This window comes from Bythopirellula polymerisocia (assembly GCF_007860015.1).
Taxonomy (GTDB): domain Bacteria; phylum Planctomycetota; class Planctomycetia; order Pirellulales; family Lacipirellulaceae; genus Bythopirellula; species Bythopirellula polymerisocia.
This window is the reverse complement of sequence record NZ_SJPS01000001.1, coordinates 1,172,691-1,197,045: the sequence shown is the minus strand read 5'-3', so window position 1 is coordinate 1,197,045 and position 24,355 is coordinate 1,172,691. Positions and strand designations below refer to the sequence as shown.

Here is a 24,355-nt window from a genome sequence, read left to right as displayed (position 1 = left end):
CCGACTTCCGACTCGGTACAAAGTGGGCCTGCTATCAGCGGGACCAGCTCAACTGCACCACGCCCAAGAAACCAGGATCGATGCTGATCTCGTCTTGGCGATTGTCTGAGAATGATTCCGACTGAAACACTTCACGATCGAAAACATATCCGCCCCAGACATCTAAACTCAGCCCCGCAAAGAGTTTCCGCCGCGCGCCCAGTGAAACGCGTTGATCGAAGAGGTAGAACCGCTGGTTCTTGTCGAGCCGCTCATCAAGCCAGTAGGTCTCGTTGACCACTCGATAACTGCTGTAGAGGCTCCAGTAGTCATTCAGTTGCCACTTCGCTAGGACATCAAAATTGGTAAGGGGAAAATAGCTCGCCGTGAGGGTGAAGGTCTTGGTCGGCTGATAATTGAGCGAGAACGGCACGCCGATGTTCGCAGTGAAAGTCTCGCTGGGGCGCCAAACATAGGCCACCCCTGGCAGCGGATAAGGCAACTGAGACGTAGGCGAGTAGAACAGACTTAGATTCCAAGCGTCTCTCTCTCCATGTGGAATCTCCACAAAGGCGATCGCTGTGGCAGTCATATCCCGCAAGGCAGCAAAGGGCCGATCGCTGGCCGAACCGATCGAGATAATCGTGCCGGAATCCCAGCCATTGTCCAGTTCGCGAAAGTTCATCACGCCCAAACCGATATTCCATAGCTCACCCGGCACCGGCAATTGCGAGTCGGGCAGCACGGCCATTGTGTTGATCGACATGTATTCGACATTGCCGGTGGCCAACCAGATATTGCCCGGCTTTAGCGAGAGCGGTGCAGCCAAGTTGAGTTCGGTCCCCGCTTGCGACCAATCGCCGGGCTGGCTCCGCAGATTCTGTACAGGAAACCAATACGCCCGGCTACTCACAGGCGAGCGATCCCCACCGGGTGGGCCCGGTCTGCTTTCTGCAGATTCTGCCAGCACTGGCGAAATCTCAGCCGCAGATTCGAGATCGATGCTGGAAGACAATTCGAAACTGACAGTTGCATCACTAGCAATGGCAGTCTGGGCCGCAATGGTCGGATACCCCATCAATGAGGTCATCGCAGTTAGAAGAATGGGAGCAATCTGCCAGCGATGCATCTCGCACCCTTTGGTTAGTTCACGGCTCGCGATAAGGCATCAAGACCAAGAGACCAATCCTCCTAATCCCGTGATTAAGAACAACATTACTGTTCTTAAGTTTCTAAGACTGAAAAAGGGACAATGAATTAACTCGCTTTAGACCCTCTTCTTTCGAATTCAGGGAAATTCAAACGAGAAGATCGTACCAGCACTCCAATCACAGTCAAGTGCAGCGAGAATAGTGAATACAGAGGGTTCTCGGCCTGTGTCGCGATGCTATCACTGTACTTAAGTTGCAGTAACCCCGAGTGCTTTCATTACTTGCACCGCCGTCTGTTCAATGGTCAAATTCGTCACGTCGATAATCGGATAACCGCGCCGGCGGCACTCCTGTTCACATTCCAGCACTTCCCGAATCACACTCTGCAGGTCGTCGTAGTCAGTGCCACCGGCGCCGGCATGTTTCATCCTCTCGACGCGAATCTCGTGCAGCCGTTTGGGCTGCATTGTGAAGGCGATAATCTTCTTCTTACCAACCCGTGCAAGTTCTGAGGGGAAACCTGTTTCTGGTGAGATCGACACATTCGCCACCTTGTAGCCTCGTGAACCGAGATAGAGCGTCGTAGGACTCTTGCTCACGCGACTTAGCCCCACGATCACAATGTCGGCTTCCTTGAGCGTCGCTCCACCTAGACCGTCGTCGTGCTCCATGGCGAACTCCATCGCCTCGATTCGACGCCGATATGCGGCATCCACTTTGTGCAATTGCGAAAGATCGTTGTCCGCCAGCTGACCGACACAATCTGCCATGAAATCAAACAATGGCCCGGTCGCATCAAAGTGGGGCAGGAGCTGGCGTACACAATACGACCGTACAAATTGCTTGGAGCTCGCATCGGGAAGTCCATGAATCACGATCGCGCGGGGACCGGCGATTCCTTGCAGTACCCGTTCCAATTTTTCGTGTGTGTCTGCCAGGGGGTGCGAGAGGATCTCAAACTCGATCCCTGAAAACTGCGTCTCCGCCACCGAGGCGAGTCGAAAAAGCAGATCGCCCGTCGAGCCGGAAATCAGATGGATCGTGTACCGTTCAGTGCCAGCGGTGGATCGCGGCGAACTTTTTTTCTTATCGGGAGTGGTTCGCTTTTTCACCATGAGTATCTTGCAACAAACATTTCCATCCTACTTCTCATCTGAATCACTTTTTGCCGCGCCGCAACCAAACGCCTCCAGCGCGGCCCTTGCCAAACCAAAAACCGAAGAGCCCACCTATGGCAATCATGACGAGTGTCATTGGCTTAAGCGAGTGCACATGCGTGATGAAGTAGGCAAAACTGTCGTCGCTACTAAAAGGGGCAAACTGCCACTCGATAAAGAATCCAAACAATACCGCCACGACACCGCAGAGGACCCCCAATGTGTTGGAGTGAAACCCTGACAGCAATCCGCAGCCGAGCCCCAGGAGTGCCCCTGGCAATACCATGGCGTACAGACCCTGCCGAACCATGAGAAAGAAAGCAAAGTAGCCCAAGACTCCGCCAATGACCCCTCCTACTAACCCCAGCAGCCAATTCACGAATTTTGCATTTTCTGTCATTCCTAATCCTTGCGAGAACACAGCCAATTGTCTTTGGTGCATGTGTGCTGAATCGCTTTGATCTGCGTCTATCCGTCTAATCCGCGTTCATCCGCGTTCTATTTCTACTTCAATCGTGTTGGTTGCGTCCACTGGCCGCGCTGGGTTATTCCGCATCGACTATCGCCTCATACACCAGCGGGTTTACTACGACGAAGGTGCTGTCCCTATATGGCAAGGTCTGTTCGAGGGTGACCACGGTAAATTCTTCGCGCGGGTTTGACCAATACTGCGTACTCGCGCGGCCACCCCAGCCATATTCGCCTAAGAGCTGCCGATCATCAGCGGGGATCGGTTCACAAACCACGCGAAAGCCCAGCCCGAAACCTGAACCGGGATCTGCGACCCAACCGCTCTTGTCATCGAGTTGATTGTGGCTCATCAGCGCTACAGTTTCAGGTTTGAGAACTCGCTTTCCCTCGGCCTCACCGCCGACAGCAATCATGTTGAAGAACCGCCAGTAGTCCGCAGCCGTTGAGACGAGACCTCCCCCGCCAGACAAAAACGTGGCAGGGCGCGAGTAGCGGCTCGTCGCAGGATCATCTTCCACGATCCACTTGCCATCTTTCTGCTCATAACACACGGCAAATCGGTCTAGCTTCTCCTGGGGCACTTGGAACCCGGTGTCGACCATCTGGAGCGGCTCAAAGATTCGCTCCTGGAAAAACTCTGCGAGTGTCTTTCCCGACACGCGTTCCACGACTGCACCCAAGACGTCGGTCGACAGGCCATAGTGCCAATCCGTGCCGGGATCAAAGGCGAGCGGCAGACCGGCCAGCTTGTCGATCAAATCCTGCAGCGTCCCTTCGTAGTCCAAGGGATTCGTCTCAGCGAACAGCCGTTCGACAGGCGTCCCTTCCGCATTGCCATAGACCAACCCCGAGGTGTGCGTCATCAACTGCCGAATTGTCATAGGCGATTTCGCAGGACGGTTCCCCGTGGGATCGTACACGGTGCGATCCGCCAACTCGGGTAGATACTTCTCCACAGGATCATCGAGTGCGAGCTTTCCTTCATCAACGAGCATCAGCGCGGCAGCCGTCGTGATGCCCTTGGTCATGGAATAGATCCGCGCAATCGTATCCGCTTGCCAGGGTTTGTCAGCTTCGGCATCCATCAAGCCAAACGGTTCGAAGTAGACCACCTTGCCCCGCCGCGATACCAGCACCGACCCGCCGACGAGTTGACCATAGGTAACACGCAAACGCATGACCTCACCAATCTTGGCAAGCTTTTCGCTCGACATGCCGACGTCTTCCGGCGCAGCCGTGGGAAGCGGTTCGGCATGAATTCTGTAGGTTATTGAAAGAATCGCCACACAAGCTATCAAGACAAAGATTCGGGAGTGCATTGAACACCACTTTCGCAGGAGTCTCTTGGATGAGGAACCCTATTAGAATCAACCCGCCCATAAAGTGCAATCAAGGCCCATCAACCCGTAGGCCGGAACAAGCCGTGCGTAGTTCCGGCACGCATCCAATTTTCAAAAAAGGGGATGAATCACAGAGGGAGGAAATTAGACGCGGATAAACGCCGATTAGGCAGATTCTCGCTGATTCCTACCAAGGCAAGCAATCTGATCCGCGCAAATCTGCCCAATCCGCGTTTATCCGTGTTCTATTTCTTCCATAAACATCTGAGCAGTCACCCATTCACCTGTTTGCTATTTTGGTTGCGGCCAGTGCCGTGCTGTGGCCATGGTGTCAAACAAATCATGCCGGAATCCGTCGCGGCGGACTACGGCTCGTTCTGGCCTGTGAATGCGCTCTATAATTAGACAGGGCGTGCAAATCCGTGTCATCGCGCCCCTCTCACACCAGGAACGATTCATGAGCATTGCAGAAGCCACCGTCGGCCAAGGTCAGCCGCTGAGCAATTCGCAGCAGCAGGAAGTCGCCAACGCTAGTCAGCGAGCGCGAAAGATTCGCAGTGCGGCGGGCGTGGCCAAGTTCAATGCCTGGTCGACTGGCATTCTGGGAGCGTGTTCGATTCCCTTTGCCTTCGGGAGCCTTTCGGGTTTGTTCGTCGCGATCGGCTTGGCGATCGTCGCGTATAACGAGTTTCGCGGACGGCGACTGCTATTAAAGTTCGATCCCCGTGGGCCAACGCTACTCGGCTGGAACCAGCTTGGGTTCTTGGCCTTGATAATAGTCTACTGCGTGTGGATGCTTGTGACTGGCCTCACGGGTCCGAGTTCCTTCGCGGCAGAGTTGCAAGCCAACCCCGAACTCCGCGAGGTGTTGGGTTCGGGAGCTGAGTTGGAAGGGGTCTACAAGCTCGTGGTGGTCGGCGTGTATGGCAGCGTCATCGTGCTGAGCATCATCTATCAAGGCGCGAATGCCTACTACTATTTCAGCCGCCGCAAATACCTCACGGCGTACCTGCGAGACACTCCCGAGTGGGTGATTAATCTTCAGCGGCTGACTGCGGGGGGTTGGACCGGGACAACCTCCCCGTAGGCCGGAACAAGCCGTGCGCAGTTCCGGCATGAACGATCAACCCATATGGTCTGCCGGAACAGCACTACCGCTCGTTCCAGCCTACAATTTCTTCCTGATGCATCGCCAAGTTCTTTTGCTCCTGGTCGTAATCAAGCCCCAGCTTCAGGCTCCAAGTTTGCGGCGAAAGGATGCCTTTCTCGAAAGCGATCTTTTCGACTTGGCAATGCTGCAAATGGTTGCGAACTTCCAAAGATGGAGGGGTGATCTGGATGTCGACCAGACGGCGAATGTCGTTCGGTAATCGTCCTGCCAAGGCAGCGTTTTCAACAGCCCGCCACATCACGTCGCGGTCGTCGGTTTCTAGGCCGGCTTGCAGACGCTGGAACATCTTTACTGCGGGGCCTTCGGCCACCAGCGTCGAAGCGTAGTTCGAGTTCGACGCGTCGGAGGTGAACATGAACTCTGGCATTACCAGCCGGGCGGCGACCGCGCGGAGTTCGGCCTGCAACACGGCGACAAAATTGCTCGCGTCAATCCCTGCGGCGGGGAAATCGTACTCCAAGCCCGCCGGCGCATCGAGGATCGTTCCCGGGGCGTAGTGCGACAGTTGCCGCGTGCGACTGCCGGCGGAAGTTGTCTGACTCTGATCGGCGACGAACTGCTCCACGCCGCTGCGCGACGCACCTCGATGCTTGCGAATCAGGGCGATGGCCGACTGGATCTCGGCCACCACGCTCATGTTGCGGAGCAGTTTGTCGATTCGCCGCAGATTCTTGCGTACGGGGTAATAGAGCGGCAGACCCCGTTTCACATTGGCATCGACATTCGCCTTGCGATGCTGAATCATCGCCGCGTCGATCGGCTGGCCATCAAGGTAGTAACCCAGCACCGACTCCACGTCGTGCGGCTCAGTGTGAATGCCAAAGCTTGCCTCGGGGACATTCTGCAGTTCACGCGGCGTCGCCACTTGAGCGGGCTCGACAAACCGCACACGGGTTATGCCGTGCGAATCGACGAAGTATCGCAGGAAAGCCTCGCCATCCCGGTCTAATCGCCGCACAATCTCTTGTTGCCGTGATTGCCAATGGTTCACTTCGAGAAATTCGTCGATGACGGCCTGAACGTCGGTTTCCAATTCGCCACTGGCGTGCGATCCTTTGCGAACGCACGCCCGATAGACGTGGCCCGTGCCGACGAGATAGCTCACTCGGTTTTCGATGCCATTGATGGCGAACTCGTTCGTCGCAGCGAGATGGCGGACCTGATTGCGAATGTCGGCCAGTTGTGCTTCAGTCGCAAACGGCACGCTGACACCGGGGCCTGCGTGGCCGTTGGTGGCGACACTGTCCCACCATTGGCCGGTGTCGTCGAGATAGGCGTCGCGCGGATCGACAAACAGATCCCACAGAGCGTCGCAGGCTTCGGTAAGGCGACGTTCCAAGCGGGTGGTGTTTGACATGGGTTTTCTCCTTTAAGGTTGTGAAGTTGTGTTGTTCAATGTTTCGTAGGATGGGTGCTTGCACCCATCTTCTCCATCTCCAAATTCATGGGTGCAAGCACCCATCCTACATGTCGACGCGCAGCCGGCTCCCCAAACCGTCGTTGCGCCGTTCTCCACCGTGCCACTCTTCCGCCAGGCGCAGCGCCATCTCCAATGCATCCGGGCCGTCGTCGTGGGTGCCGAGGGGAAAATCGCGTAACTGATCCACCAACAACTGCGTACTGGGACTGCCTTGCAGGAACCGCACTTTCCGCTGCGCGAGATACGGCCCCAAGCGGCGAATGCGTACCTGTTTGTTCACATGGTTATGAATTGCCGCGGGAACGCACCAATGGATTCCCTGCCGCGCAAACTCTGCGACGAACTCATCGCACAAGAGTTCCTGAAACTGATTCGCTTCGACTCCGAAGGCATCGGCTTGATGCCGCCGACAGAGCGCCACGCCGCTGGCCACGATCTCAGGAGTCGGTCGCCGGGCGAGATCGGCCTCGACATACAGCACGCCCCAGCGGTCGATCCCCAGCACGACCAAAGCCGAGTAATCGCCGTGCCGCGAGTCGCGGCCTTTGCTCGGGTCGAGAGCGATCGTCTTGAACTGCAAGTCGGCAGGCCAGTCGCGGCACCAAATGTGGTCCCCAAAATACTCCGCCGGCCATTCACACCGCGCGGGATCGATGGGGGAACTCTGCTTTTCGCGCTCGAAAGTGGCGTGCCCCTCCTGGACTCGCATTTTCATCAGCGTGTAGAGATCCTCCCGCGCTGGCCACAGGAGTTCCGCGCCGGCTTCGAGCGCTCGGCGATTCTTCTGAAAGAAATTCCAGGCGGCACGCCCCGCATCAGGTCGGGAAACGTCCGCATAGATGCGTTCCCAACTGGCCCACAATTCCATGTTGTCCGGCCAGCGCTCGATCGCGCGAAACTTGGCGGAGAGCCAACCCGGTGTGCGATCAAGTTGCATCGCCAGGGCATCGCGATGCAGTGCCGTTGCGAGGTTGAGAATGTTCGTGTGTTTGTCTCCTGCCTTCAAGAGCGAGCCATGGAACCAGGAGCTGCTCGTCTCGCGCAGGTAAGCCGACTGCATGTGCCCATCGTTCTGCAAATCGTCGCATACAATCAGCGAGGGACGATTCGCGCCGACTCGGCGACCGCGCAGTCGTTGCCCCGTGCCGTAGGCCTCGATCACGGCGCCATGCTTCAGCCTGATCTTCTCGGTCTTGTAGTTGCACCCGCCGGCGATCGCCTCTGGATATTCGTCGGCAAGGTGTGGGTTCGTGAGCAGTTCCTGCTTGATGTTGTCCAGGTGGCCATACGCCTGGGAGCGGGTGTCGGACACGACCCAGATATAAGGCTCCCATCCTTCCAGCGCTGCCCGCAACACGTAGGCCAACGTGGCGATCGTCGACTTGGCCCCGCCGCGAGGGCCGATCACATTGATCTTAAATCCCCGCTCCTCGTGCAGCGTGTCGAGATGCTCACCCAACCAGCAGTGCATCTTCGAGGGAGCACACGAAAAGTGACTGACGAGAAAGGTGCGTCCCCAGGCGAGCGTGGACATCTTTGATAAATGCAGTTCTCGCCGACTACCTCGCGTGATGGCTCGATACAAGTCTGCAAACAACGCTCGAAGAGACTTCGCCGAGTTACTTTTCAACTCGGTTTTCAGATTTTCCTCGGGATCGGTCATGGGCTCGGCTCGGTGATTTCTTGGCTCTCGCCACGCAAAAACTCCGCCATCTTTTCTAATAACCGCTGGCGATCTTCGTCCTGCGTGACTTCTGACTGGATGATCCGGGCGAGATTCTCAATGAAATCCTCCAATTGAGTGTCGGTCAGGTCTCGTTGCGAGCGGCGGCCGTAGCGTCGTTTTGCCCGGCGTTCCAGCCACCAGGCTGCCACCCGCCAATGCTTCTCGTCTTTGGCTGCGTTGTGCAGAACCCGCATGTGGTGGAACTCGGCCTGCCCCTCGGCTTGCAGCAGCTCGTTGGCGAACTCGGTATCACTCTCCAACGCCTTGCGCAATTTCTCAGCGGTCCACCCCAACACCTTGGCCGCCATCTCACGATCGCACCCCACGAAAAGCATCGTCCGCAAGGCCCGCTTGTCGCTGTCGTTGATCTGGGTGTCGTCCATGGTTTCACCTTGTAGGCCGGAACGAGTAACACGAGTTCCGGCAATTCATGCCGGATTCACTACGCCATGCCGGAACTGCGCACGGCTTGTTCCGGCCTACTCATTGCTTTCCCCCACAAACTCGAACGACACCACTGCGCGGCCGATGGCACTGCGATAATCCTGGAACCGCGCCGATTGTCGCCTCCGCGCGCCGGCTTTGCGGACACTCACTGTTTTCCACTGCGGCGAGTATTTGCAATGCCGAATCAAAGCCGGGTGGCTGCTCGTGACATTGATTCGCAATCCTGCTTGCCGATGCAACTCTGCAACCGCCGCAACGACCCGCATGCCGATGCCCATCCCTTGAAAATCGGGGAGCGTCACTATCCGCGTGAAGCGGCGATGGTTTTTCTGGGCAATGATCGGCAACGTTGCACAAAAAGTAACCGGCTCGCCATTCCAGAGGGCCAGATAACAACGGGCGCTCCGTGCGAGTTTGCCGCTCAGATAGTGATGTCGCGCAAACAGTTGCCAAGCAGCCAACTGGCAGCGATAGATTTCCAGTTGGATAGATGGCCGCCGAAGCCGCCTCCGTTCTAGCCGACCCGTGGCCATGTCCAACACCCAATCCGCCTCGAGCCACTCAGCCACATCGTAGTGGCAAGTCACCGCCACGAACCGGCACGGAATGTTCCCGCGTCGAATCCCCTTGGCAATCGCCATCGAACAAGCCTTAGCCACCGTACGATCAACAACACTGGTAAATTCGTCGAAGGCGAGGATAGGCGCGTGCTTCGAGTTATGAGTTGCGAGTGATGAAGATTCCTTGTTCTCGCAACTCGGAACTCGCGCCTCGAAACTTCTCCCCAACGCCCTCGCCAGATCACACCGAAATCGTTGCCCTGTGCTAAGCACCTGATACGGCTTCACCCAGGACGGAGGCGAACTGAATCCCACGGCAGTGAATAGCTCGACAACTTGCCGCATGGGCAACTCGCCAAAGCAATCGACGACGGCTTTGTCCGCTTGCCAGTCGGCAGCGCCGGCGAGTACGTCACCAAAACATTCCCGCGCGACGGTGCTCTTGCCGCTCCCTGAGGGGCCGACGATGAGACCCACGTCCCAGTCCTCTTCCCGCCCCGGCAGTTGCACCGAAAACCGCTCGGTGCATTTCTCCCCCAGCGGCACATCAAACATCCCTGCCACCTGCTGCACACGGAAAGAGGAAGGAACGGGGCAGGAAACTTGGATTTCGCGTTTACTCATTAGTTTTAGTCCTCACTGAGGGGCTAGCTACTAGACGCTAGGCGCTAGTCAACCAAATTCATACTAGCGCCTAGTGCCCAACAACTAGCGACTACCTCACAGTGTCACCACCCGGCAACGGAATCCTTGCCCGTGCATCTGCTCATAGACTTCTTGTTGTTGTGTTTCGCTGTCGCATTCCACCACGACTTGGTAAGCGGTGGGGATCGGCGGTTCGGGCCGCTCTGTTGGCGCGGCTAAGTCTTGCGTCGCCTGTTCTATTTCTGCTTCAAGCTGAGCAACCATCGCCGTTAACTGCGGATTCTTGAATTGGCAGGCCTCGATCAAATCGTGGAGTTGCTCGTCATCGAACTCTGCGAGTGACGTAAGTGGATCGTGCGTGAGCAAAATCTTTCTGGCCTCGTCCTCATCGACGTCGAGTACTAACACCGGCACCAGGGCATCGGGCGTCGTCTCGGCCCGCAGGTGGCCGTCGATAATTTCCAGCCGCCCGTCGGGGAGTTCACGTGCGAGCAGCGCGTCGGCAAAACCGACTTCTGCAAGGATGCCGCGCATGGCATTTCGTTGTGGCACGGGATGGGTCCGCCAGTTCCACGGGTTCGGCACGAGCTCGCTTGCCCGCACGCGACGGAGTTCTTTGATACGGTCACGGATTTGCATAATGGGGTCCCTCAATCACGCGCTCCGCTCTGCCGAGCACTACTCGGCGGGCGCGTCGCGGCTAACGTTCGTTGATTAAGCGGCCAACCAACTCGCGGAGTTCGCGGATGTCGGTACGCAATTGCTCGGTGGTGCGTTCCAATGCCTTGAGGCCAGCTTTCACTTCGCCAATCTCCCGGGCCGAGGCGAACTGACTTTCGGCGGTTGGTTCTTGCTGCGCTTGCGCGAGGGCCAATGCCAACGATGCCGACACCAACGCCGCGATCAACGTCGCTGCGGCCGGCCAACCGAGTTGTTTGCGTGCGACATCGTTCATGGCACAGATCTCATTCAACAGATTTCACTTGTTATGGAAGAATGGAACGCGGATGAACGCTGATCGTGTGGATGTTCGCGGATCATTGCGATGTCGAATCCGCGACAATCTGCTTTATCTGCGTTCATCCGCGTCTAATTTCCTCCGCACTTTTATGTCCGCGAATCAACACCCGTCGATTCACTTCTCAGGTTTGGCGAATCGGTCGGGCCGAGCGGTTCTTCGGTGGGTCGCACCCCGGCAGCCATGTCGACGCGGTTGGCATCACCGGCAAACGCGTTGAGGTATTCCAAGATCTGCACGTAGCTGCCATACATCCGCATCGAATCCTTCACGTAGATAAACGTGCTGCGGAAACGACTCTCCAAGCGGCTCCAATTCACAATTGCACGATCCACGGCTCCGAGCAGAATGAGCGCATTCTGACTGCGGAAGTTGAGCTGGCTCGCCAGCGGGATGTTTGGGTCCGATCCATCGAGCGCCCAGGGAAGCGCGATTAAGCCACCGGGGGCCTCCTGCACTTCATCGCCGCCGAAGGGGCTGGTTGACCCCAGCAAGGTGAGCTTGGTGTCGGTTGCATTCTCGATCAACTCGCCAAGCGGTTTTTTGTCGGGATTGTAAGTCACTCGCCGCCGCATTCGATCACTGGCCAGCAGGTGCTCGACATAGTGATTCTTGGTCGTTTCATCCAAACCTCCTCGGACGCCGAACTCATCGTTCGAGACGACCTCGCTACGAAAGTCGAACAGTGGTCCGAGTGCCGCCACGATGTGCAGGTTTCGAAACTCGGAAATCGCACGACGGAATTGTTCTTTTCCAGGGTCTCCAGCAGGCATAAGAATTCTCCTTTTTGGTTGGATAAATTGTCAGTGAAAATGGTCTGACATCTGGGAGTAAGTTACGAGTTACGGGTTTCGAGTTGCGAGAAAAGTGTTATCGCATTTTTCTAACTCGCAACTCGAAACACGTGACTCGATACTATTTCCCCAGTTCAAACTTCGTTGGCGCGATGTCGTTGAATCGTTCGCGGAGTTCTCGTCTTAGCTCGTCGGCCCACTTGGCGCGGGCCGGGTCAGCGTCACTGTCGGCAGCCGCGTCGAGCCGGTCGAGTGCAAGGCGTCCTGCAACTGCATCTTGTAGCGGGTCACGTCCCTCGAGTCGTGAAAGTTGTAAAAGTTCTTGAGTCTCACGCTCATCGCGTTCGATCGGTTGGTACTCCGCGCGAAACATGTCGTCCGCTGCGGCGGTGTTCTCCTTCCCAGATGGCTCACTTGTTGCGAAAGGGTTCATCGCGGCGACCTCCCGCGCCGCGTCGTTTCCAAAGTCGCCCAATGAGCCAGCCACCGACGGTGCCAGCTGCGATTACTCCCCAGCCGGTTGTTCCGCTGATGCCGAGCAGACTTGTCACAGCCTCGGCAGCGCGACCGGTGCCACTTGCTTTGGCGAGTTCCGCGACTCGTTCCACAAGCGACTCATGCCGCGAATTGTTTTCTGATTCCAACCGGTCAACCCGCTCCACCAGCGAATCAAACTGATCCTTCTCAACGTCTGGCAATTGCGGTTGCCGGGGCTCAGGTGGTCGCGGATCCTGCGCGGGACTTTGCGGCACCGACCGCGGACAAATCCCATTCGGGCACGCATAAACTGTTGCTGTTCGCCGTCCCAGTACGCGATCGAGAAACCGACGCAACGGCGGCCCCGAACTGGCGTAGGTGATCCCCGCCGCTTCGCCCCAGACGACGGCAACCAGTCGCCCCTGGCTATCGAACACACCGCCGCCGGAGTCGCCCGAGCGGATCGCATCGCCAATGAGAATGCTCTGCTGCCCGGCGGAGTTGGCTTCTCCCACCATCGGGCCGGTCCCACAGCGATATTCGCCCCGTGGTCCGAAACCGCAGGCGCTCAATTGGTCACTCTCGTTCAATTCGAATTCGACAGCGGCACTCGTGTTCGCCGGATTAGCAATCACCACCGCTGCCAGATCAGCATCTCGGTCCAGGTCTACCAATCGAGCCCCATGCGATTTCACCCCAGGAAACTCGACAACGATTTCGCCCGCACCTTCGGCAAACAGATGGGCACACGTAAGCACCAACCCTTGCGCGCCGCTGGTGTCGATCAGCGTGCCACTGCCGACGTTGGTAAACCTGCCGAGCTTGTTCGTCACGCGGCAGAGGGCTTCTTGGGGAACCGACTCGGCATGACATTGACTGCATAGCGTTATCAACACTGCGAGCAGGAGATACATCTCAAACTCCCTCCAGAGTAAAGCGGTAACGATAGAACGAACTACGGGCCAGGTCGGCCGGCTCGGTGATGCGGTCAGCCAGATGCGGCACGGGATCGACGCGGCCCCCAATGCGGTCCGCCATTGCGCACGCCTCCGAGCAAAACGGCGGCCGTCGCGTGACCTCGGCATCATCCGTCGCCGGTCGCACAAGGATTCGCCACAGTGGAACATGCAACAGGGCCGCCTCGAGCAGACCCGCGTAGCCGTAGTCACACCCCGTGAGTTGCAGCATGTGTTGAATTGCCCCGTGGCGGTCGTACTCGGCCCAGCGGTTGTCGGGGTTGGTGGCGAACACATCGATCCGCCCGGGGAACTTGCGAACCTGGCTCGCGAGCGTCACCGCCCGACCCCCCTTGAGTTCCCGCACCTCACAGCAAAAGAGCGTATCCCCCCACCAGATGGCCCGCGCCGCATGGGTATAAGGACTCCGCCCCGCCGTGCCAATCAGCCGCGCGATCAAGCCGCTTCCGCGAAACAAGAGTAGATCGCCGTTCCAAATCTGCGACGCTGTTTCACTGAGCCGCACCAGTTTTTGCTTTTGAAGTTTCACCATCGATATCCCAAATAGATTTGAGTCACAGAGGACACAGAGAGCACAGAGTAATGCGATAATTCCCCCCTCCGTGATCTCTGTGCCCTCTGTGGTAAAAAATTGCTAACGAAAAAAGCCCGCCACCGGAAAACTGGTTTCCAGCGACGGGCTCGTGAAATACCCTGGTCGGGCTTACGTTCGATACCTCATCAACACCCGCAGCGTAGCAGAGTGGGTGGCACAATTTCTACAAGAAAGTTTTGGAAGAAGTCGCGAGATTTGAGGCGTTAGTTGTTAGCCGCTGACGCTTTGCCAAACCCAACAAATGGGTAAATACCGTGAGCGGCATGGCGCTATCCACCGGTTATTCAACACTACCGGCGGCTAGCGCCGTGCCGCTCACAAGCGATGTCCAAAACGGTCGCCTTTTGCTCCGTATTGTCCCCGCACCAAATGAGGGCGAATTTGGTTGGACAGCCTTGTGCTAAACAAGCATAATTGGGGGGGGAGTTGCGATCCCCGATCTCTGCTGCGGCGACAGCGATGCCGGAGGCATACCTGCCTCTGGGGCGTGAATCTTTGAGTCTTGTGACACAAGCTTTCAGGTGAGTCATGGCAGCCACATTGTTGAAGGCGCTAAACTCCTCTCGCATCGCATAGAATCAATGGGACAAACAAGGTGTTGCTGATTTCGTGCTGACTTATCTTTAAGAGGATCCCAGTGATGAGCAAACAAACACCCCGCCGTGATTTTCTCAAACAATCTGCCGAGGCTGGGGTTGTCTTAGCAGCGGCCTCGGCACTCGGAGGGGTGCATGTCTTCGCTGGGGAGCAATCATCGAAAGTGCGGCTAGGTATCATCGGCTGCGGCAATATTATGCTCCTCCATCTGCAGGGGCTCGCTGAGCGCCGTGAAAATGTTTTGCTCGAATGGCTGTGTGATGTCGATCCGCAGCAGATCGACGCAGCGGCCCGGGCGGTTTCCGGGTTTCAATCGACAGCGATTAAGCAAACGAGTCGGTATGAAGATGTTCTCGAAGATGACCAAGTGGACGCTTGTATCATTGCCACGCCGCACCACTGGCACGCACCGATTGCGCTCCGTGCAATGCAAGCCGGGAAAGATGTCTACATTGAAAAGCCAATCTCACACGTCTATGACGAAGGCCCACGGATCATCGCCGCGGCGAACAAGTATGGCCGCGTGGTTCAGCAGGGAAGTCAAATGCGGAGCAGCCCCGTCACGGAAAAAGCGGGACGGCTTCTCCAAGAGGGAATCCTAGGCGACGTGAAAGTTGCACGGGCTTGGACGGCTGAAAAGCGTTCAATCGAAAAACCCGTGCCCGATTCCGATCCACCATCGGGCGTCGACTACGACCGTTGGTTGGGTCCAGCACCCAGTCGCCCGTTCAATCCGCTGCGGTTTCATGGCACCTGGCGGAGATTCCGCGACTATGCGAATGGCGAAATTGGTGACGATGGGATCCACGACCTCGACATGGCCACCTGGGGGCTCGGCATCGACACGCTCCCCCGGCAGATCACCGCGCGCGGCAGACGGACCTTGCAAGGTCACTACAGCGAGTATCCCGACAACATGAACGTAGCGTTCGAGTATCCCGACGGACGATTGCTCCTCTACGAATGCTATCCGTTTACGGAGTACGGACTGTATGGTTTTGACAACGGCAACGTCTTCTATGGCACAGAAGGCTACATGGTGTTTTCACGCCGGGGAGCATTCAGTGTGTTTCTCGGTAAGAAACAAGTGCCGGGGCCAACCGAAGGAAAAGAACTGCGCGGACAACGGGGTTACGCCGAACACATGGCCAACTTCCTCAACGCCGTGCGCAACCGCACACCGACGCAGGCTCCACCCGAGGTTGCCCATCGGAGTTGCGCACTGGTACACCTGGGTGATATTGCAGAACAAGTAGCTGGCCGACTAGATTTCGATCCCACGACCGAGCGATTCGTTGATAGCGATGAAGCGAATAGCCTGTTGACTAAGACCTACCGAGCACCATTCGGCTTGCCGGACATGGCGTAGGGATGGTACTTATTGGTTCGATCTCAAATTGCCTTAACCGGAGGCACACCTGCCTCCGGGCGAAAGAGTTCGTATTGGACAGGAGGCAACGGAGGACACAAAGCAAAGTAATTGATTATTTCGATGAGATGCGTTTGCTCACTCCTGAACCTTCACCGGTACTTCACCCCTCACTTTTTAGTCAGTTCTTACCTTACGTCGCAGCAGTAAGCCCAAGCCACTGATCAACAACAGGCCTATTGTGTCTGGCTCGGGAACTCCAGTTGAAGCTGCTGTGAGAGGACCGGCAAGGATGCCAACAAATCCACCGATGTCCGAATTGGAAACTGTCCCCGTCTGATTAATGTCGGCGGCAGGGTTATAGGAAGGTGGAAACGGCATACCGGGTAACTGCTCTACGAAAAGGCCGATGTCTGCACCCGAAATGGAGCCAGATCTATTTAAGTCGCCTAGCGTAACGACTGAAGTAAAAACATTGTCTGCTGCCACCGCAGAATTTCCGTCTCCACCCAAAACATCACCACTGCTTAAATCAGATCCATCGTTGCCAAAAACAGGACGAAGACCCGCGGGCCAGGAGCCAGAAGCTATCAGGACGTCTCTATTGGGGGCGAAGACTGGAGGAACTCCCACACTGGCCAGCGTAGTTTGAGACAGATCCTGACGGTACACAATTTCCACGGTTCCTTGCGGGTCGCCACTAAGGACCTGGACAGTCGCCGCGCCATTGGGATTTATACCAGGATTGAAAGTGATCCCCGCGGGATCAATGTTGTCCAAAAGCGCCCGCAGCCCGGCAATGCCGGTGCTGCCGTCAACGCCAACGCCAGTGTCAATTACACGCGCGTATAGCTCCCACGTGCCACCGGCGAAGGCGTTGGGACGAGAGGCATTTCGCATGTCTAGAGTGAGTTGCAAATCGTCCGCTTGCAAAGGGACTGTGCAAGACACAGCCAACATGATGACAGCACAAATCAATAGACTGCGTTGCATGGTTGCTCTCCAATTCCCTAGTTCTCATCAAATGGTTAAAGAGATAGGAAGCACTCAAATAGAACTTACGACTAAAAGTCTTAAGACTATTATAGCCGGGTCTAACCGGCTGATGCAATAATTGCAACCAGAGGGATTTGTTCCTGGTCAATCTGAGGGTAATCCATTTGTACAAGGGATATTCAGGCGGGACAGCAAACGCAGATGGCGGTCAAACTCCTGTACAGTTCCACTTTCGGCAGTTTCAACTGCGGTGCCGTCGGCGATGGTGTTGCTTTGTATTTTGATGCCCTTCCAGATTTGTAGGATGGGTGCTCGCACCCATAGATTTGTGGTAAGGAGAAGATGGGTGCAAGCACCCATCCTACATGCTTCTCGCGCCTCGAAACTCATAACTCGCGCCTTCTCACAATTGGCACAAAATTCGTTGCTGAAAACGTCCTGCGAATCTGCTAGATTCACACGCATGACGAGAACAAAATGCACCTCCCAGAGCAACGACCGACGACAACAGGCTCAGGCTGAGTTTGAGAAGTTGATCTCTAATGCCTGTGTTGCCGGGTTTCATGGCTCGGCCAGCGTGACGATCACCGTGCAGGATGGACATATCCAATACGCACGGGTCACGGTGGAGAGGATGGTGAAGTGAGGCGCTAATTGCGAGGCGATAGGCGCTAGCCAGAGAGAATCGACTCGCTCAATTCACCTCGGACTAGCTCCTAGCAACGAGCGCCTAGCGCCTATTCCGGGTATCTAACAGGGCTACCTTTCACGGTGGTATCGTGTTCCAGCCCCGATCGAGACACACATCGTGTTTCGCTCGGGGCTTTTTTTGTGCAATCACGGAGACCAATCATGACGACGATCGAGCCAACAACTGACAATCATGTCGAAAACTTGCAGGAATACAGCGATTCGCGGGGAATCGCCTTGCGAGTGGATCCCACGGTGGGAGTGCTTACGGGGGTGAAGCTCATCGGGCTCAGCTCCCGCAACGGGCGGCAATATCGTGAATTGGCACTCTCGCAGGCGGTGTCGCTGTATGAAGAGGCGCGGGTGAATGTGAATCACCCGAAGGAAGGGCCACTTGCACCGAGAGACTATCAAGATCGCATCGGCATCATTCGCGGCGTCGAGTTTCGCGCCGGCGAAGGGTTGTTCGGCAATCTGCATTTCAATCCACGGCATGCTTTGGCCGAGCAACTGGTGTGGGATGCTGAGCACAATCCGCGCAACGTCGGCTTCTCGCACAATGTGCAAGCCCGCGTCACCCGGACCGATGGCGGACTCGTCGTCGAAGAAATAACGCGTGTGCAGAGTGTCGATTTGGTGGCCGACCCGGCAACGACCGAGGGCTTGTTTGAACAGCAGGAAGCCGACTCCGAAGGAACGCCGGCCAAGTTCCAGTGGGATGCACTGACGCTCGAAACACTGCGGCTGCATCGGCCCGATCTCTTGGCCGAGATCGAGGAACCTACCGTCGCAGAAGCACGGACGCTGCATGAGCAACTTGCCGCGCGAATCGCCCTGCTGGAACAGCGCCTCGACGTGGCAACTGGGCCCCGATCTCGAGACCAGTTGGCACTCGTCGAGTCGGGTCGCATGAAAGAAGCAAACCCAAAAGATTTTGCACGGTCACTGAAAACTAACCAGAACTGAGAGAAGCAACGCCGTGGGATTGCAACCTCACGGCTTTCCATGAAAAGCAAACTTACTCAAAGGAGACTTTCAAAATGGCGAATACGATGCGTTGGCGTTATGGGGATACGAATCCAATCATGTTGCCTGTCGGGACGGCAGTCTCGGTCGAAATTGGCGATCTGTTGATGCTCAGTGGTGGCGAAGTGTTGCCAGTCACCTCTCTATCCAACCAGGGAACCACCGCCGCCACTCAGGAGGCCTTTCACGATGAGTTCCTCGGCATTGCGATGCAATGTTCGCCCGTCGGTGCAACCGATGCGATTCGGATCGCCACCTCGGGCGTGTTCGAGTTCGACTGTGCGTCGGCAACCTTCGATGTGGGAGACCTTGTCGGCGGCAATGACGCAGGGTCAGGAACCCTCGATGCCCAAGTCGTCGACGGCGTGGCGAGTGCCAACCTGGCGATCGGCCGCTGCATGAAACGGGTTTCCCCCGCCGCGACCAAAGTGCTGGTCGATGTGGTGAGCACCCTGACCAAGGGCGGCCCGCAAGTGGCGGCGTAGACCGGGGGCGAGAACGCCCCAGCTCGCCAATAGAAACATTTAATAACCAACAATAAACAGGAGACATGAATCGTGTCACTCAACTATCGAGAACTCAAACGACGATATGAATTGGACGGTGCGACGCGCACGGTGAACCACTTGTCCGAGGCCCTGCGGGATCGGCATCTCACGGCCGAGGACTTTTCGCTTCGCGATCTGGCCGAGGCGTTGGTGCCCGACGGTCGGCAATGGTTGCGGATGCTCGATCCGCGTTCGAGCGGAAACGTGAGCGTGATGGAAGCATCCGATGGCGTAGATGTCACGGCGTTTCTGAACATCACCGGCCAAGTCGTGTATTCAAAAATCCTCGATGCCTACACACAGGAAGCATTCGTGGTGTCGAAGTTGGTGCAGACGATCCCCACGAGACTCGACGGAGAAAAGATCCCTGGCATCGCACGGGTTGCCGACAACATCGACGAAGTCGGACCTGGCATGCCGTATCCGAATCTCGGTTTCGGCGAGGAATACATCGAGACACCGGCAACCGCCAAACGAGGATTCATCGTGCCGGTGACCAAGGAGGCGATCTTCTTCGACCGCACGCACTTGGTACTCAGTCGGGCGGCAGAGGTCGGCGAGATTCTTGGCCTCAACAAGGAGAAGCGACTGCTGGATCTCGTGATCGGCGCGACCAACAACTACAAGTCCAATGGCACGAGTTACAACACCTATCAGACGAGTAGTCCGTGGGTAAACACCTTGGCGAGCAACGAACTGGAAGATTGGACCAACGTCGACGCGGCCGAGCAGTTGTTCGCGGAGATCCTCGATCCGAATACCGGCGAGCCGGTCCTCGTGCGGGGCTCCACCGTGCTGGTGATGCCGGCGTATCGACACGCGGCCCATCGTGTGTTCAAAGCGGCGGAGATCGAGTACACCGCCAGCGGTTCAGCAACGACCACGCGGGCCAGCAACCCCCTGGGCAAATACCGGGTCGAGGAAAGTCGCCTGGCGTATCGTCGGCTGATCGCCTCCGGGGAGGCTGCTGCCGACGCGAGGAAGGTTTGGTTCATCGGCGATCTGGCGAAGGCGTTTGCCTACATGGAGAACTGGCCGATTACCGTCACCCAGGCCCCGGTCAACAGCGAGGCGGATTTCAACAACGACATCGTACTACGTTTCAAAGCAAGCGAACGCGGTGCGGCGGCCGTGTTGAACCCTCGCTTCGTGGTGAAGTGTACGGGGTAGGCATGAAAAGAATGGAACACGGATGAACGCTGATCGTGCGGATTTTCGCTGATCAATACTACAGGTCTTGAAATCCGCGTTGATCCGCCGAATCAGCTTACATCCGTGTCTAATTTCCTTCTCAGGTCCCCTGTCGCCAGTGCACTGGCGAGAGGGATATTATTGGAGTCTCCACTATGCCGAGCGACGTTGAACAGATTCGAACCATTCGCACGTTGACACTAGCGCAACTGGCGGACATGCACACCGATCCCAGTGCGGGCTACCAATTCGGCAGCGAAGATGTCACCTGGGCGGAGTTGGTGAGTCGGCTAGAGCAAACGGTCGATTGGTGCGACGAGAAGTTGAACGGGTACGAGCCGTTTGAAGTTCGTTCGGAAGGGATGACCTGAGAGAAGAGTTATGAGTTGCGAGTTTTCTCTTCACTCGAAACTCTCGCCTCGCAACTCAAGACTCAACCGTTACCCGCCGAAACAACATTCCCACAAACTCTCGCAGCAAGTCGGCCTCGCGGGTTTCCAGGATGACCGATACCTGGTATTGCAACTCACGACGAGCATTCATCGCGATGGCCGCGGCCAACGTTCCTTCCTCGGTCAGTTCACCACCGACCGCCATCCGGCTGAACAATTCTTCATAGTCGGCGCTGTGCCAGTCGTCGAACATCTCGGGGTGGTTGTCGATTACCTCCGCGACGAGAGGGTTGGTGGCGCGGTCGAAGGCAGCGTGTCCGTTTCCGAATGGATCTTGAAACAGTTCATCGGTGGCGACCCCCAGGCCATGGGCCAATTTGTGAAGAGTACGGGCATGGGGTCGCGTGGACCCCTGCAACATGCTTCGCAGGGTCCGCTCATCAAGCCCCGTGGCCGCCACCACATCTTGTAGTGTCATATCGAGCCGAACCATCAGCCGCCGGATATTCGCCCCCGGCAACAGTTTTCCTGGCAATTGCCGCAGCCCCAGCAATTGAGTTTCGGGTTGTGTCGAGTACATAACCGGGCCTACCAGAAAGTGTGTACAAACCGCCCCTTGACAATAATACACATATGTACACTATTAGGCTGTTGAGGTCAAGCGGCACGGTTGGCAGACCAAAGAACCCGCAAAAAATGCTTCCTCACTGGCGCCTGAGGTTGTCTGGAGTAGAATGTCACGCTAACCGACTTTTCAAACTGCTGAAATGGTAGCTGAAGACAACAAATCAAAGGTAACCCAATGGCGTGGCTCTGTCTGATCGTAGCGGGGGTGTTCGAGATAGGCTGGCCACTAGGCCTGAAGCTGGGCTGGAACGAGCAAGGTGTCCGCCCATTGCCGCTCACGTTGGCAATCGCCTGCATGGCGCTGAGCGGTTTATTTCTGCTCATCGCCCAGCGAAGTATTCCGATGGGAACCGCCTACGCAGTCTGGACGGGAATCGGCGCCATCGGCACCTTCGCGGTCGGCATCGCCGCGTTCTCGGAACCTGCCACTGCGGCCCGAATGGTGAGCGTGGGCCTGATCGCAGCGGGGATCGTGGGTCTTAAGATGTTCGAGCATTGAGAGCCGAGAGATGCCTACTCATCCTCCGGCAGCCTGGCAAAAATCGTGACGCCTCTCCCGGTTGGATCGACGTAGAACCGTTCGGCGACGTATTCGTCTTCGCTCTGCACGTCGAACGGCTCCCCTTTCACGGCCAAATGCTCTGCAACCTGCGGAGGCAAATTGGGGATCCTCTGTCCAGGATGTGCCATATGTACTCCCCGCCCGGGATTAACTGATGCCCAGAGTTCGCCGGAACCATCTGCTATGAACATTTCACAGTCAACGGCGCCCAGGCCGAGTAACACTTCTTTAATTCTTTTCGAGATGTTTGTCTCAATTACCGTCATGCCGAAGCACTCACCTGAAACGTCACCATACACGGGCGTGGCGGCGGAGAAGCGGTCCAGGTTGGCCGCGACATTAGCATGGCGAGCGCGATCTTCAAGAGTAAATTTCACATCCCCCGGTTCAAGGTTTGCGACTGCAGTCATAAGATCATCATTCTCGACGGTTTGACGTCGGCTCTCCGGCAGAATGCGAATCAGCGTGGGATCGGCTGGACTGCGTTCGACGCGAACGATATCCGAGGTACCTTCCCCTTGCTTCTGCTCAAAGGTGAGCGCCAGGTAATCTGGACTTGAGCCAAGCATACCGACAAAAATCGTTTCCAACCGACCGCGCCAAACTTCTTCGTCCTCTCCTTCCACGCCACTGGTTGCATTGACGATGCCCTGAATCGGCGGCAAAGAAGCAAGGAAGCGAGTGTCTTCCGACATTTCCTGAGCTATAGACTGCAATTGCAGCGAGACTTCGCGAACATCCCCCTCCATTTCGGAAAACCGGTTGTGCAACTCTGACAAATGATTCTGGCGTGCTGCCATGGCAAGTGTCGTAAGTGCGACCAAGACAACCATGGCCGCCGCCACGAGTGACTGCGTCAGACGTTGATGCTGAGAAACCCATCGGTTCACCCGTTGCCAGGAAGTTTCTTGGTAAGCGGTCACCGGCTCGCCGGCCATCCAGCGCTGAACATCTTCGGCTAGGTCTGTCGCATTTTGATAGCGGGCATACCTGCGGCGGGCCATCGCTTTGCGGCAAATGGCATCCAGCGCGGGGTCGGCATTAGGGTGGGCCTCTCGGGCGGAAGGGGTCACTCCGCTGGCAATAACACTAATCATCCCCCGCGCGCCAACCCCCGAATCGATCGAGGCTTTCTGCGTCCTCTCGTGCGGGGCGTAGCCAGTGACGATCGAAAACAGTATCGAACCCAGACCATAAATATCGGTGCGGTGATCTAGTTCATCAAGTCGACCAGCCGCTTGCTCCGGAGCCATGTACAGAGGCGTGCCGAGAACTTGTCCTTCGCTCGTGCGATCGGCACTCCCGACAGTTACAGAATCCATAACACTTTCGACCGAGGCATCGTCAATCACCTTGGCTAATCCCCAGTCAATGACGATCACCTGCCCAAAGCTGTCGATGACAACGTTTTCGGGTTTCAGGTCTCGGTGGATTACCTTTCGAGAATGCGCGTGGCCGATGGCGTGGCAAACGTTCACGAATGCGCTCAATAGTCGTCGGAGCAGCATCGGATCCTCATCACCTTCTTCGCGCCGCTCATGATACTCGCTGATCGAATCCTGCAGGGTCGTTCGGCCGAGAAAACGCATCGTGTAGAACGCGCGTCCCGTCTCCAGGTCTTCGCCGAGTTGATAGATCGGCACGATGCTCGGATGGTCCAGTCGGCCCGTGATCTCGGCCTCGTGCTTAAATCGTTCGACGACTTTCTCAGACGCTCCCGCCGCGTGACTGATTTCCTTGAGAGCTACATGGCGATTGAGATTCACATCCCGGGCGAGCCAAACACGGCCGAGTCCTCCTTGACCAAGCTTGCGGATGATTTCATAGCGACCCTGCATCGCTCGGGCATCATGATCACCGGCGCGGGCGGCAACCGTCACGCCCAAGAGTTTTGCTACCCGGCCCGAACCGTCGAGCCGCTCGAGGGTGGCTAACAGCAGACTCTGGCCTGCCGCGGGCATCTCCGATCCACCCGCGATACTCTGGCGGGCACGATCCACTCGTTTGGCAGCTCTTTCTTTCAGAGTTCCGAGTTGCTCGGCTTTCAGAAGGCCTCGATTTTCAAGATGCTTCTCCAGTGAGAGGCTGCCGTGCATGGACCAATCTGAAACCGCGGCGGTGATTTCACGATCGTTGACGATGCCAGAATTCAAGAGCTCTGCGGCGAGCGCGATATCCTGCTCTTGCCGCGAGATACATTCATCCGGCTCGAATAGCAGCGTCGCAGCATAACGGTCATCGTTGGTCTGGAGTGACTCTAGGGGGGGTTTCGCTTCGTCGGACATTGGTCAAGCTTATCAGGAGGCGGATTGTCTGGTGATGGATCTCAACTCCTTATCTTACCATCGGAGCACCAGAAGTGCATGAAACTCGAAGGTCATCCGACATAAATGTCCAGACCTATTACCGGCTGCGCAAAAAACCCCGAT

The 24,355-nt window shown here is 56.7% G+C and carries 25 protein-coding genes; 8 read left to right on the top strand and 17 right to left on the bottom strand.

Going from position 1 to position 24,355, the window contains the following annotated elements; translation table 11 throughout:
• Nucleotides 1-34: 34 nt before the first annotated feature.
• The 4 genes from Pla144_RS04755 to Pla144_RS04740 all read right to left on the bottom strand — a co-directional run bounded on the left by Pla144_RS04755 (nucleotide 35) and on the right by Pla144_RS04740 (nucleotide 4,077).
• Nucleotides 35-1,108, bottom strand: a complete 1,074-nt coding sequence (locus Pla144_RS04755) for a DUF6268 family outer membrane beta-barrel protein (RefSeq protein WP_146448256.1) — start codon at nucleotides 1,106-1,108, stop codon at nucleotides 35-37.
• Nucleotides 1,109-1,378: 270 nt separating this feature from the next.
• Nucleotides 1,379-2,245 (bottom strand): pyruvate, phosphate dikinase/phosphoenolpyruvate synthase regulator, encoded by an 867-nt coding sequence (gene ppsR, locus Pla144_RS04750; RefSeq protein ID WP_146448253.1) that lies wholly within the window; start codon nucleotides 2,243-2,245, stop codon nucleotides 1,379-1,381.
• 43 nt (nucleotides 2,246-2,288) lie between these two features.
• The gene (locus Pla144_RS04745; RefSeq protein WP_146448251.1) at nucleotides 2,289-2,687 is read right to left on the bottom strand and encodes a hypothetical protein; all 399 of its coding nucleotides are present in this window, start codon (nucleotides 2,685-2,687) and stop codon (nucleotides 2,289-2,291) included.
• Between the two features lie 145 nt (nucleotides 2,688-2,832).
• Entirely contained in the window at nucleotides 2,833-4,077 is a 1,245-nt protein-coding gene (locus Pla144_RS04740) for a serine hydrolase domain-containing protein (RefSeq protein ID WP_146448248.1), read from the bottom strand.
• Between the two features lie 478 nt (nucleotides 4,078-4,555).
• On the opposite strand from Pla144_RS04740, the gene Pla144_RS04735 reads away from it, so the two are divergent.
• The gene (locus Pla144_RS04735) at nucleotides 4,556-5,185 is read left to right on the top strand and encodes a hypothetical protein (protein WP_146448245.1); all 630 of its coding nucleotides are present in this window, start codon (nucleotides 4,556-4,558) and stop codon (nucleotides 5,183-5,185) included.
• Between the two features lie 64 nt (nucleotides 5,186-5,249).
• Here the strand turns inward: Pla144_RS04735 and Pla144_RS04730 are convergent, their stop codons facing one another.
• The 10 genes from Pla144_RS04730 to Pla144_RS24455 all read right to left on the bottom strand — a co-directional run bounded on the left by Pla144_RS04730 (nucleotide 5,250) and on the right by Pla144_RS24455 (nucleotide 13,865).
• Nucleotides 5,250-6,626: a phage portal protein gene (locus Pla144_RS04730; RefSeq protein WP_146448242.1), complete on the bottom strand. Its 1,377-nt coding sequence runs from the start codon at nucleotides 6,624-6,626 to the stop codon at nucleotides 5,250-5,252.
• A 106-nt stretch (nucleotides 6,627-6,732) separates the two neighbouring features.
• Complete coding sequence (gene terL, locus Pla144_RS04725) at nucleotides 6,733-8,352, bottom strand: phage terminase large subunit (protein ID WP_146448240.1); 1,620 nt, start codon at nucleotides 8,350-8,352, stop codon at nucleotides 6,733-6,735.
• Nucleotides 8,349-8,798 carry a hypothetical protein gene (locus Pla144_RS04720; protein WP_146448237.1) on the bottom strand — a complete coding sequence of 150 codons (450 nt, stop codon included), beginning with the start codon at nucleotides 8,796-8,798 and terminating at the stop codon, nucleotides 8,349-8,351. The genes terL and Pla144_RS04720 overlap by 4 nt, the downstream gene beginning before the upstream one ends.
• Before the next feature lie 96 nt (nucleotides 8,799-8,894).
• Entirely contained in the window at nucleotides 8,895-10,046 is a 1,152-nt protein-coding gene (locus tag Pla144_RS04715) for a GNAT family N-acetyltransferase (protein WP_146448234.1), read from the bottom strand.
• Between the two features lie 96 nt (nucleotides 10,047-10,142).
• Entirely contained in the window at nucleotides 10,143-10,706 is a 564-nt protein-coding gene (locus Pla144_RS04710) for a ParB N-terminal domain-containing protein (protein ID WP_146448231.1), read from the bottom strand.
• Nucleotides 10,707-10,767: 61 nt separating this feature from the next.
• Nucleotides 10,768-11,022: a hypothetical protein gene (locus tag Pla144_RS04705; RefSeq protein WP_146448229.1), complete on the bottom strand. Its 255-nt coding sequence runs from the start codon at nucleotides 11,020-11,022 to the stop codon at nucleotides 10,768-10,770.
• Nucleotides 11,023-11,174: 152 nt separating this feature from the next.
• Nucleotides 11,175-11,858: a hypothetical protein gene (locus Pla144_RS04700; protein ID WP_146448227.1), complete on the bottom strand. Its 684-nt coding sequence runs from the start codon at nucleotides 11,856-11,858 to the stop codon at nucleotides 11,175-11,177.
• A 142-nt stretch (nucleotides 11,859-12,000) separates the two neighbouring features.
• Entirely contained in the window at nucleotides 12,001-12,312 is a 312-nt protein-coding gene (locus Pla144_RS04695) for a hypothetical protein (RefSeq protein ID WP_146448225.1), read from the bottom strand.
• On the bottom strand, nucleotides 12,290-13,270 hold the full coding sequence (locus Pla144_RS04690) for a S1 family peptidase (RefSeq protein WP_197530382.1): 981 nt from the start codon (nucleotides 13,268-13,270) through the stop codon (nucleotides 12,290-12,292). The genes Pla144_RS04695 and Pla144_RS04690 overlap by 23 nt, the downstream gene beginning before the upstream one ends.
• Before the next feature lies 1 nt (nucleotide 13,271).
• Complete coding sequence (locus Pla144_RS24455) at nucleotides 13,272-13,865, bottom strand: hypothetical protein (RefSeq protein ID WP_197530381.1); 594 nt, start codon at nucleotides 13,863-13,865, stop codon at nucleotides 13,272-13,274.
• 703 nt (nucleotides 13,866-14,568) lie between these two features.
• On the opposite strand from Pla144_RS24455, the gene Pla144_RS04685 reads away from it, so the two are divergent.
• Nucleotides 14,569-15,894, top strand: a complete 1,326-nt coding sequence (locus Pla144_RS04685; protein WP_146448220.1) for a Gfo/Idh/MocA family protein — start codon at nucleotides 14,569-14,571, stop codon at nucleotides 15,892-15,894.
• 177 nt (nucleotides 15,895-16,071) lie between these two features.
• Here Pla144_RS04685 and Pla144_RS04680 read toward each other — a convergent pair whose 3' ends face one another.
• Nucleotides 16,072-16,887, bottom strand: coding sequence for a PEP-CTERM sorting domain-containing protein (locus Pla144_RS04680; RefSeq protein WP_146448218.1), 816 nt, complete (start codon nucleotides 16,885-16,887; stop codon nucleotides 16,072-16,074).
• Nucleotides 16,888-17,353: 466 nt separating this feature from the next.
• On the opposite strand from Pla144_RS04680, the gene Pla144_RS04675 reads away from it, so the two are divergent.
• The 5 genes from Pla144_RS04675 (at nucleotide 17,354) to Pla144_RS04655 (ending at nucleotide 20,716) form a co-directional block, all read left to right on the top strand.
• On the top strand, nucleotides 17,354-17,536 hold the full coding sequence (locus tag Pla144_RS04675) for a hypothetical protein (protein WP_146448216.1): 183 nt from the start codon (nucleotides 17,354-17,356) through the stop codon (nucleotides 17,534-17,536).
• A 206-nt stretch (nucleotides 17,537-17,742) separates the two neighbouring features.
• A complete protein-coding gene (locus Pla144_RS04670; protein WP_146448214.1) occupies nucleotides 17,743-18,546 on the top strand; it encodes a hypothetical protein in 804 nt (267 codons plus the stop codon).
• Between the two features lie 74 nt (nucleotides 18,547-18,620).
• Nucleotides 18,621-19,091, top strand: coding sequence for a capsid cement protein (locus Pla144_RS04665; protein WP_146448212.1), 471 nt, complete (start codon nucleotides 18,621-18,623; stop codon nucleotides 19,089-19,091).
• Nucleotides 19,092-19,163: 72 nt separating this feature from the next.
• Nucleotides 19,164-20,324: a phage major capsid protein gene (locus Pla144_RS04660; RefSeq protein WP_146448210.1), complete on the top strand. Its 1,161-nt coding sequence runs from the start codon at nucleotides 19,164-19,166 to the stop codon at nucleotides 20,322-20,324.
• 176 nt (nucleotides 20,325-20,500) lie between these two features.
• Nucleotides 20,501-20,716, top strand: a complete 216-nt coding sequence (locus tag Pla144_RS04655; RefSeq protein ID WP_146448208.1) for a hypothetical protein — start codon at nucleotides 20,501-20,503, stop codon at nucleotides 20,714-20,716.
• A 55-nt stretch (nucleotides 20,717-20,771) separates the two neighbouring features.
• On the opposite strand, the gene Pla144_RS04650 is transcribed toward Pla144_RS04655, so the two are convergent.
• Nucleotides 20,772-21,317, bottom strand: coding sequence for a helix-turn-helix domain-containing protein (locus Pla144_RS04650; RefSeq protein WP_146448205.1), 546 nt, complete (start codon nucleotides 21,315-21,317; stop codon nucleotides 20,772-20,774).
• Nucleotides 21,318-21,539: 222 nt separating this feature from the next.
• On the opposite strand from Pla144_RS04650, the gene Pla144_RS04645 reads away from it, so the two are divergent.
• Nucleotides 21,540-21,863, top strand: coding sequence for a DMT family transporter (locus tag Pla144_RS04645; RefSeq protein WP_146448203.1), 324 nt, complete (start codon nucleotides 21,540-21,542; stop codon nucleotides 21,861-21,863).
• A 14-nt stretch (nucleotides 21,864-21,877) separates the two neighbouring features.
• On the opposite strand, the gene Pla144_RS04640 is transcribed toward Pla144_RS04645, so the two are convergent.
• Complete coding sequence (locus Pla144_RS04640) at nucleotides 21,878-24,211, bottom strand: serine/threonine-protein kinase (RefSeq protein WP_146448200.1); 2,334 nt, start codon at nucleotides 24,209-24,211, stop codon at nucleotides 21,878-21,880.
• Nucleotides 24,212-24,355 lie beyond the last annotated feature (144 nt).

Excerpts from the sequence above, each read along its gene's own strand:
- Pla144_RS04675 (WP_146448216.1), top strand. The coding sequence starts at position 17,354 with ATGACGAGAACAAAATGCACCTCCCAGAGCAACGACCGACGACAACAG.
- Pla144_RS04695 (WP_146448225.1), bottom strand. The coding sequence starts at position 12,312 with ATGAACCCTTTCGCAACAAGTGAGCCATCTGGGAAGGAGAACACCGCC.
- terL (WP_146448240.1), bottom strand. The coding sequence starts at position 8,352 with ATGACCGATCCCGAGGAAAATCTGAAAACCGAGTTGAAAAGTAACTCG.
- Pla144_RS04655 (WP_146448208.1), top strand. The coding sequence starts at position 20,501 with ATGCCGAGCGACGTTGAACAGATTCGAACCATTCGCACGTTGACACTA.
- Pla144_RS04685 (WP_146448220.1), top strand. The coding sequence starts at position 14,569 with ATGAGCAAACAAACACCCCGCCGTGATTTTCTCAAACAATCTGCCGAG.
- Pla144_RS04640 (WP_146448200.1), bottom strand. The coding sequence starts at position 24,211 with ATGTCCGACGAAGCGAAACCCCCCCTAGAGTCACTCCAGACCAACGAT.
- Pla144_RS04730 (WP_146448242.1), bottom strand. The coding sequence starts at position 6,626 with ATGTCAAACACCACCCGCTTGGAACGTCGCCTTACCGAAGCCTGCGAC.
- Pla144_RS04670 (WP_146448214.1), top strand. The coding sequence starts at position 17,743 with ATGACGACGATCGAGCCAACAACTGACAATCATGTCGAAAACTTGCAG.
- Pla144_RS04745 (WP_146448251.1), bottom strand. The coding sequence starts at position 2,687 with ATGACAGAAAATGCAAAATTCGTGAATTGGCTGCTGGGGTTAGTAGGA.
- Pla144_RS04755 (WP_146448256.1), bottom strand. The coding sequence starts at position 1,108 with ATGCATCGCTGGCAGATTGCTCCCATTCTTCTAACTGCGATGACCTCA.
- ppsR (WP_146448253.1), bottom strand. The coding sequence starts at position 2,245 with ATGGTGAAAAAGCGAACCACTCCCGATAAGAAAAAAAGTTCGCCGCGA.
- Pla144_RS04680 (WP_146448218.1), bottom strand. The coding sequence starts at position 16,887 with ATGCAACGCAGTCTATTGATTTGTGCTGTCATCATGTTGGCTGTGTCT.
- Pla144_RS04720 (WP_146448237.1), bottom strand. The coding sequence starts at position 8,798 with ATGGACGACACCCAGATCAACGACAGCGACAAGCGGGCCTTGCGGACG.
- Pla144_RS24455 (WP_197530381.1), bottom strand. The coding sequence starts at position 13,865 with ATGGTGAAACTTCAAAAGCAAAAACTGGTGCGGCTCAGTGAAACAGCG.
- Pla144_RS04735 (WP_146448245.1), top strand. The coding sequence starts at position 4,556 with ATGAGCATTGCAGAAGCCACCGTCGGCCAAGGTCAGCCGCTGAGCAAT.
- Pla144_RS04710 (WP_146448231.1), bottom strand. The coding sequence starts at position 10,706 with ATGCAAATCCGTGACCGTATCAAAGAACTCCGTCGCGTGCGGGCAAGC.
- Pla144_RS04700 (WP_146448227.1), bottom strand. The coding sequence starts at position 11,858 with ATGCCTGCTGGAGACCCTGGAAAAGAACAATTCCGTCGTGCGATTTCC.
- Pla144_RS04715 (WP_146448234.1), bottom strand. The coding sequence starts at position 10,046 with ATGAGTAAACGCGAAATCCAAGTTTCCTGCCCCGTTCCTTCCTCTTTC.
- Pla144_RS04645 (WP_146448203.1), top strand. The coding sequence starts at position 21,540 with ATGGCGTGGCTCTGTCTGATCGTAGCGGGGGTGTTCGAGATAGGCTGG.
- Pla144_RS04650 (WP_146448205.1), bottom strand. The coding sequence starts at position 21,317 with ATGTACTCGACACAACCCGAAACTCAATTGCTGGGGCTGCGGCAATTG.
- Pla144_RS04740 (WP_146448248.1), bottom strand. The coding sequence starts at position 4,077 with ATGCACTCCCGAATCTTTGTCTTGATAGCTTGTGTGGCGATTCTTTCA.
- Pla144_RS04690 (WP_197530382.1), bottom strand. The coding sequence starts at position 13,270 with ATGTATCTCCTGCTCGCAGTGTTGATAACGCTATGCAGTCAATGTCAT.
- Pla144_RS04665 (WP_146448212.1), top strand. The coding sequence starts at position 18,621 with ATGGCGAATACGATGCGTTGGCGTTATGGGGATACGAATCCAATCATG.
- Pla144_RS04705 (WP_146448229.1), bottom strand. The coding sequence starts at position 11,022 with ATGAACGATGTCGCACGCAAACAACTCGGTTGGCCGGCCGCAGCGACG.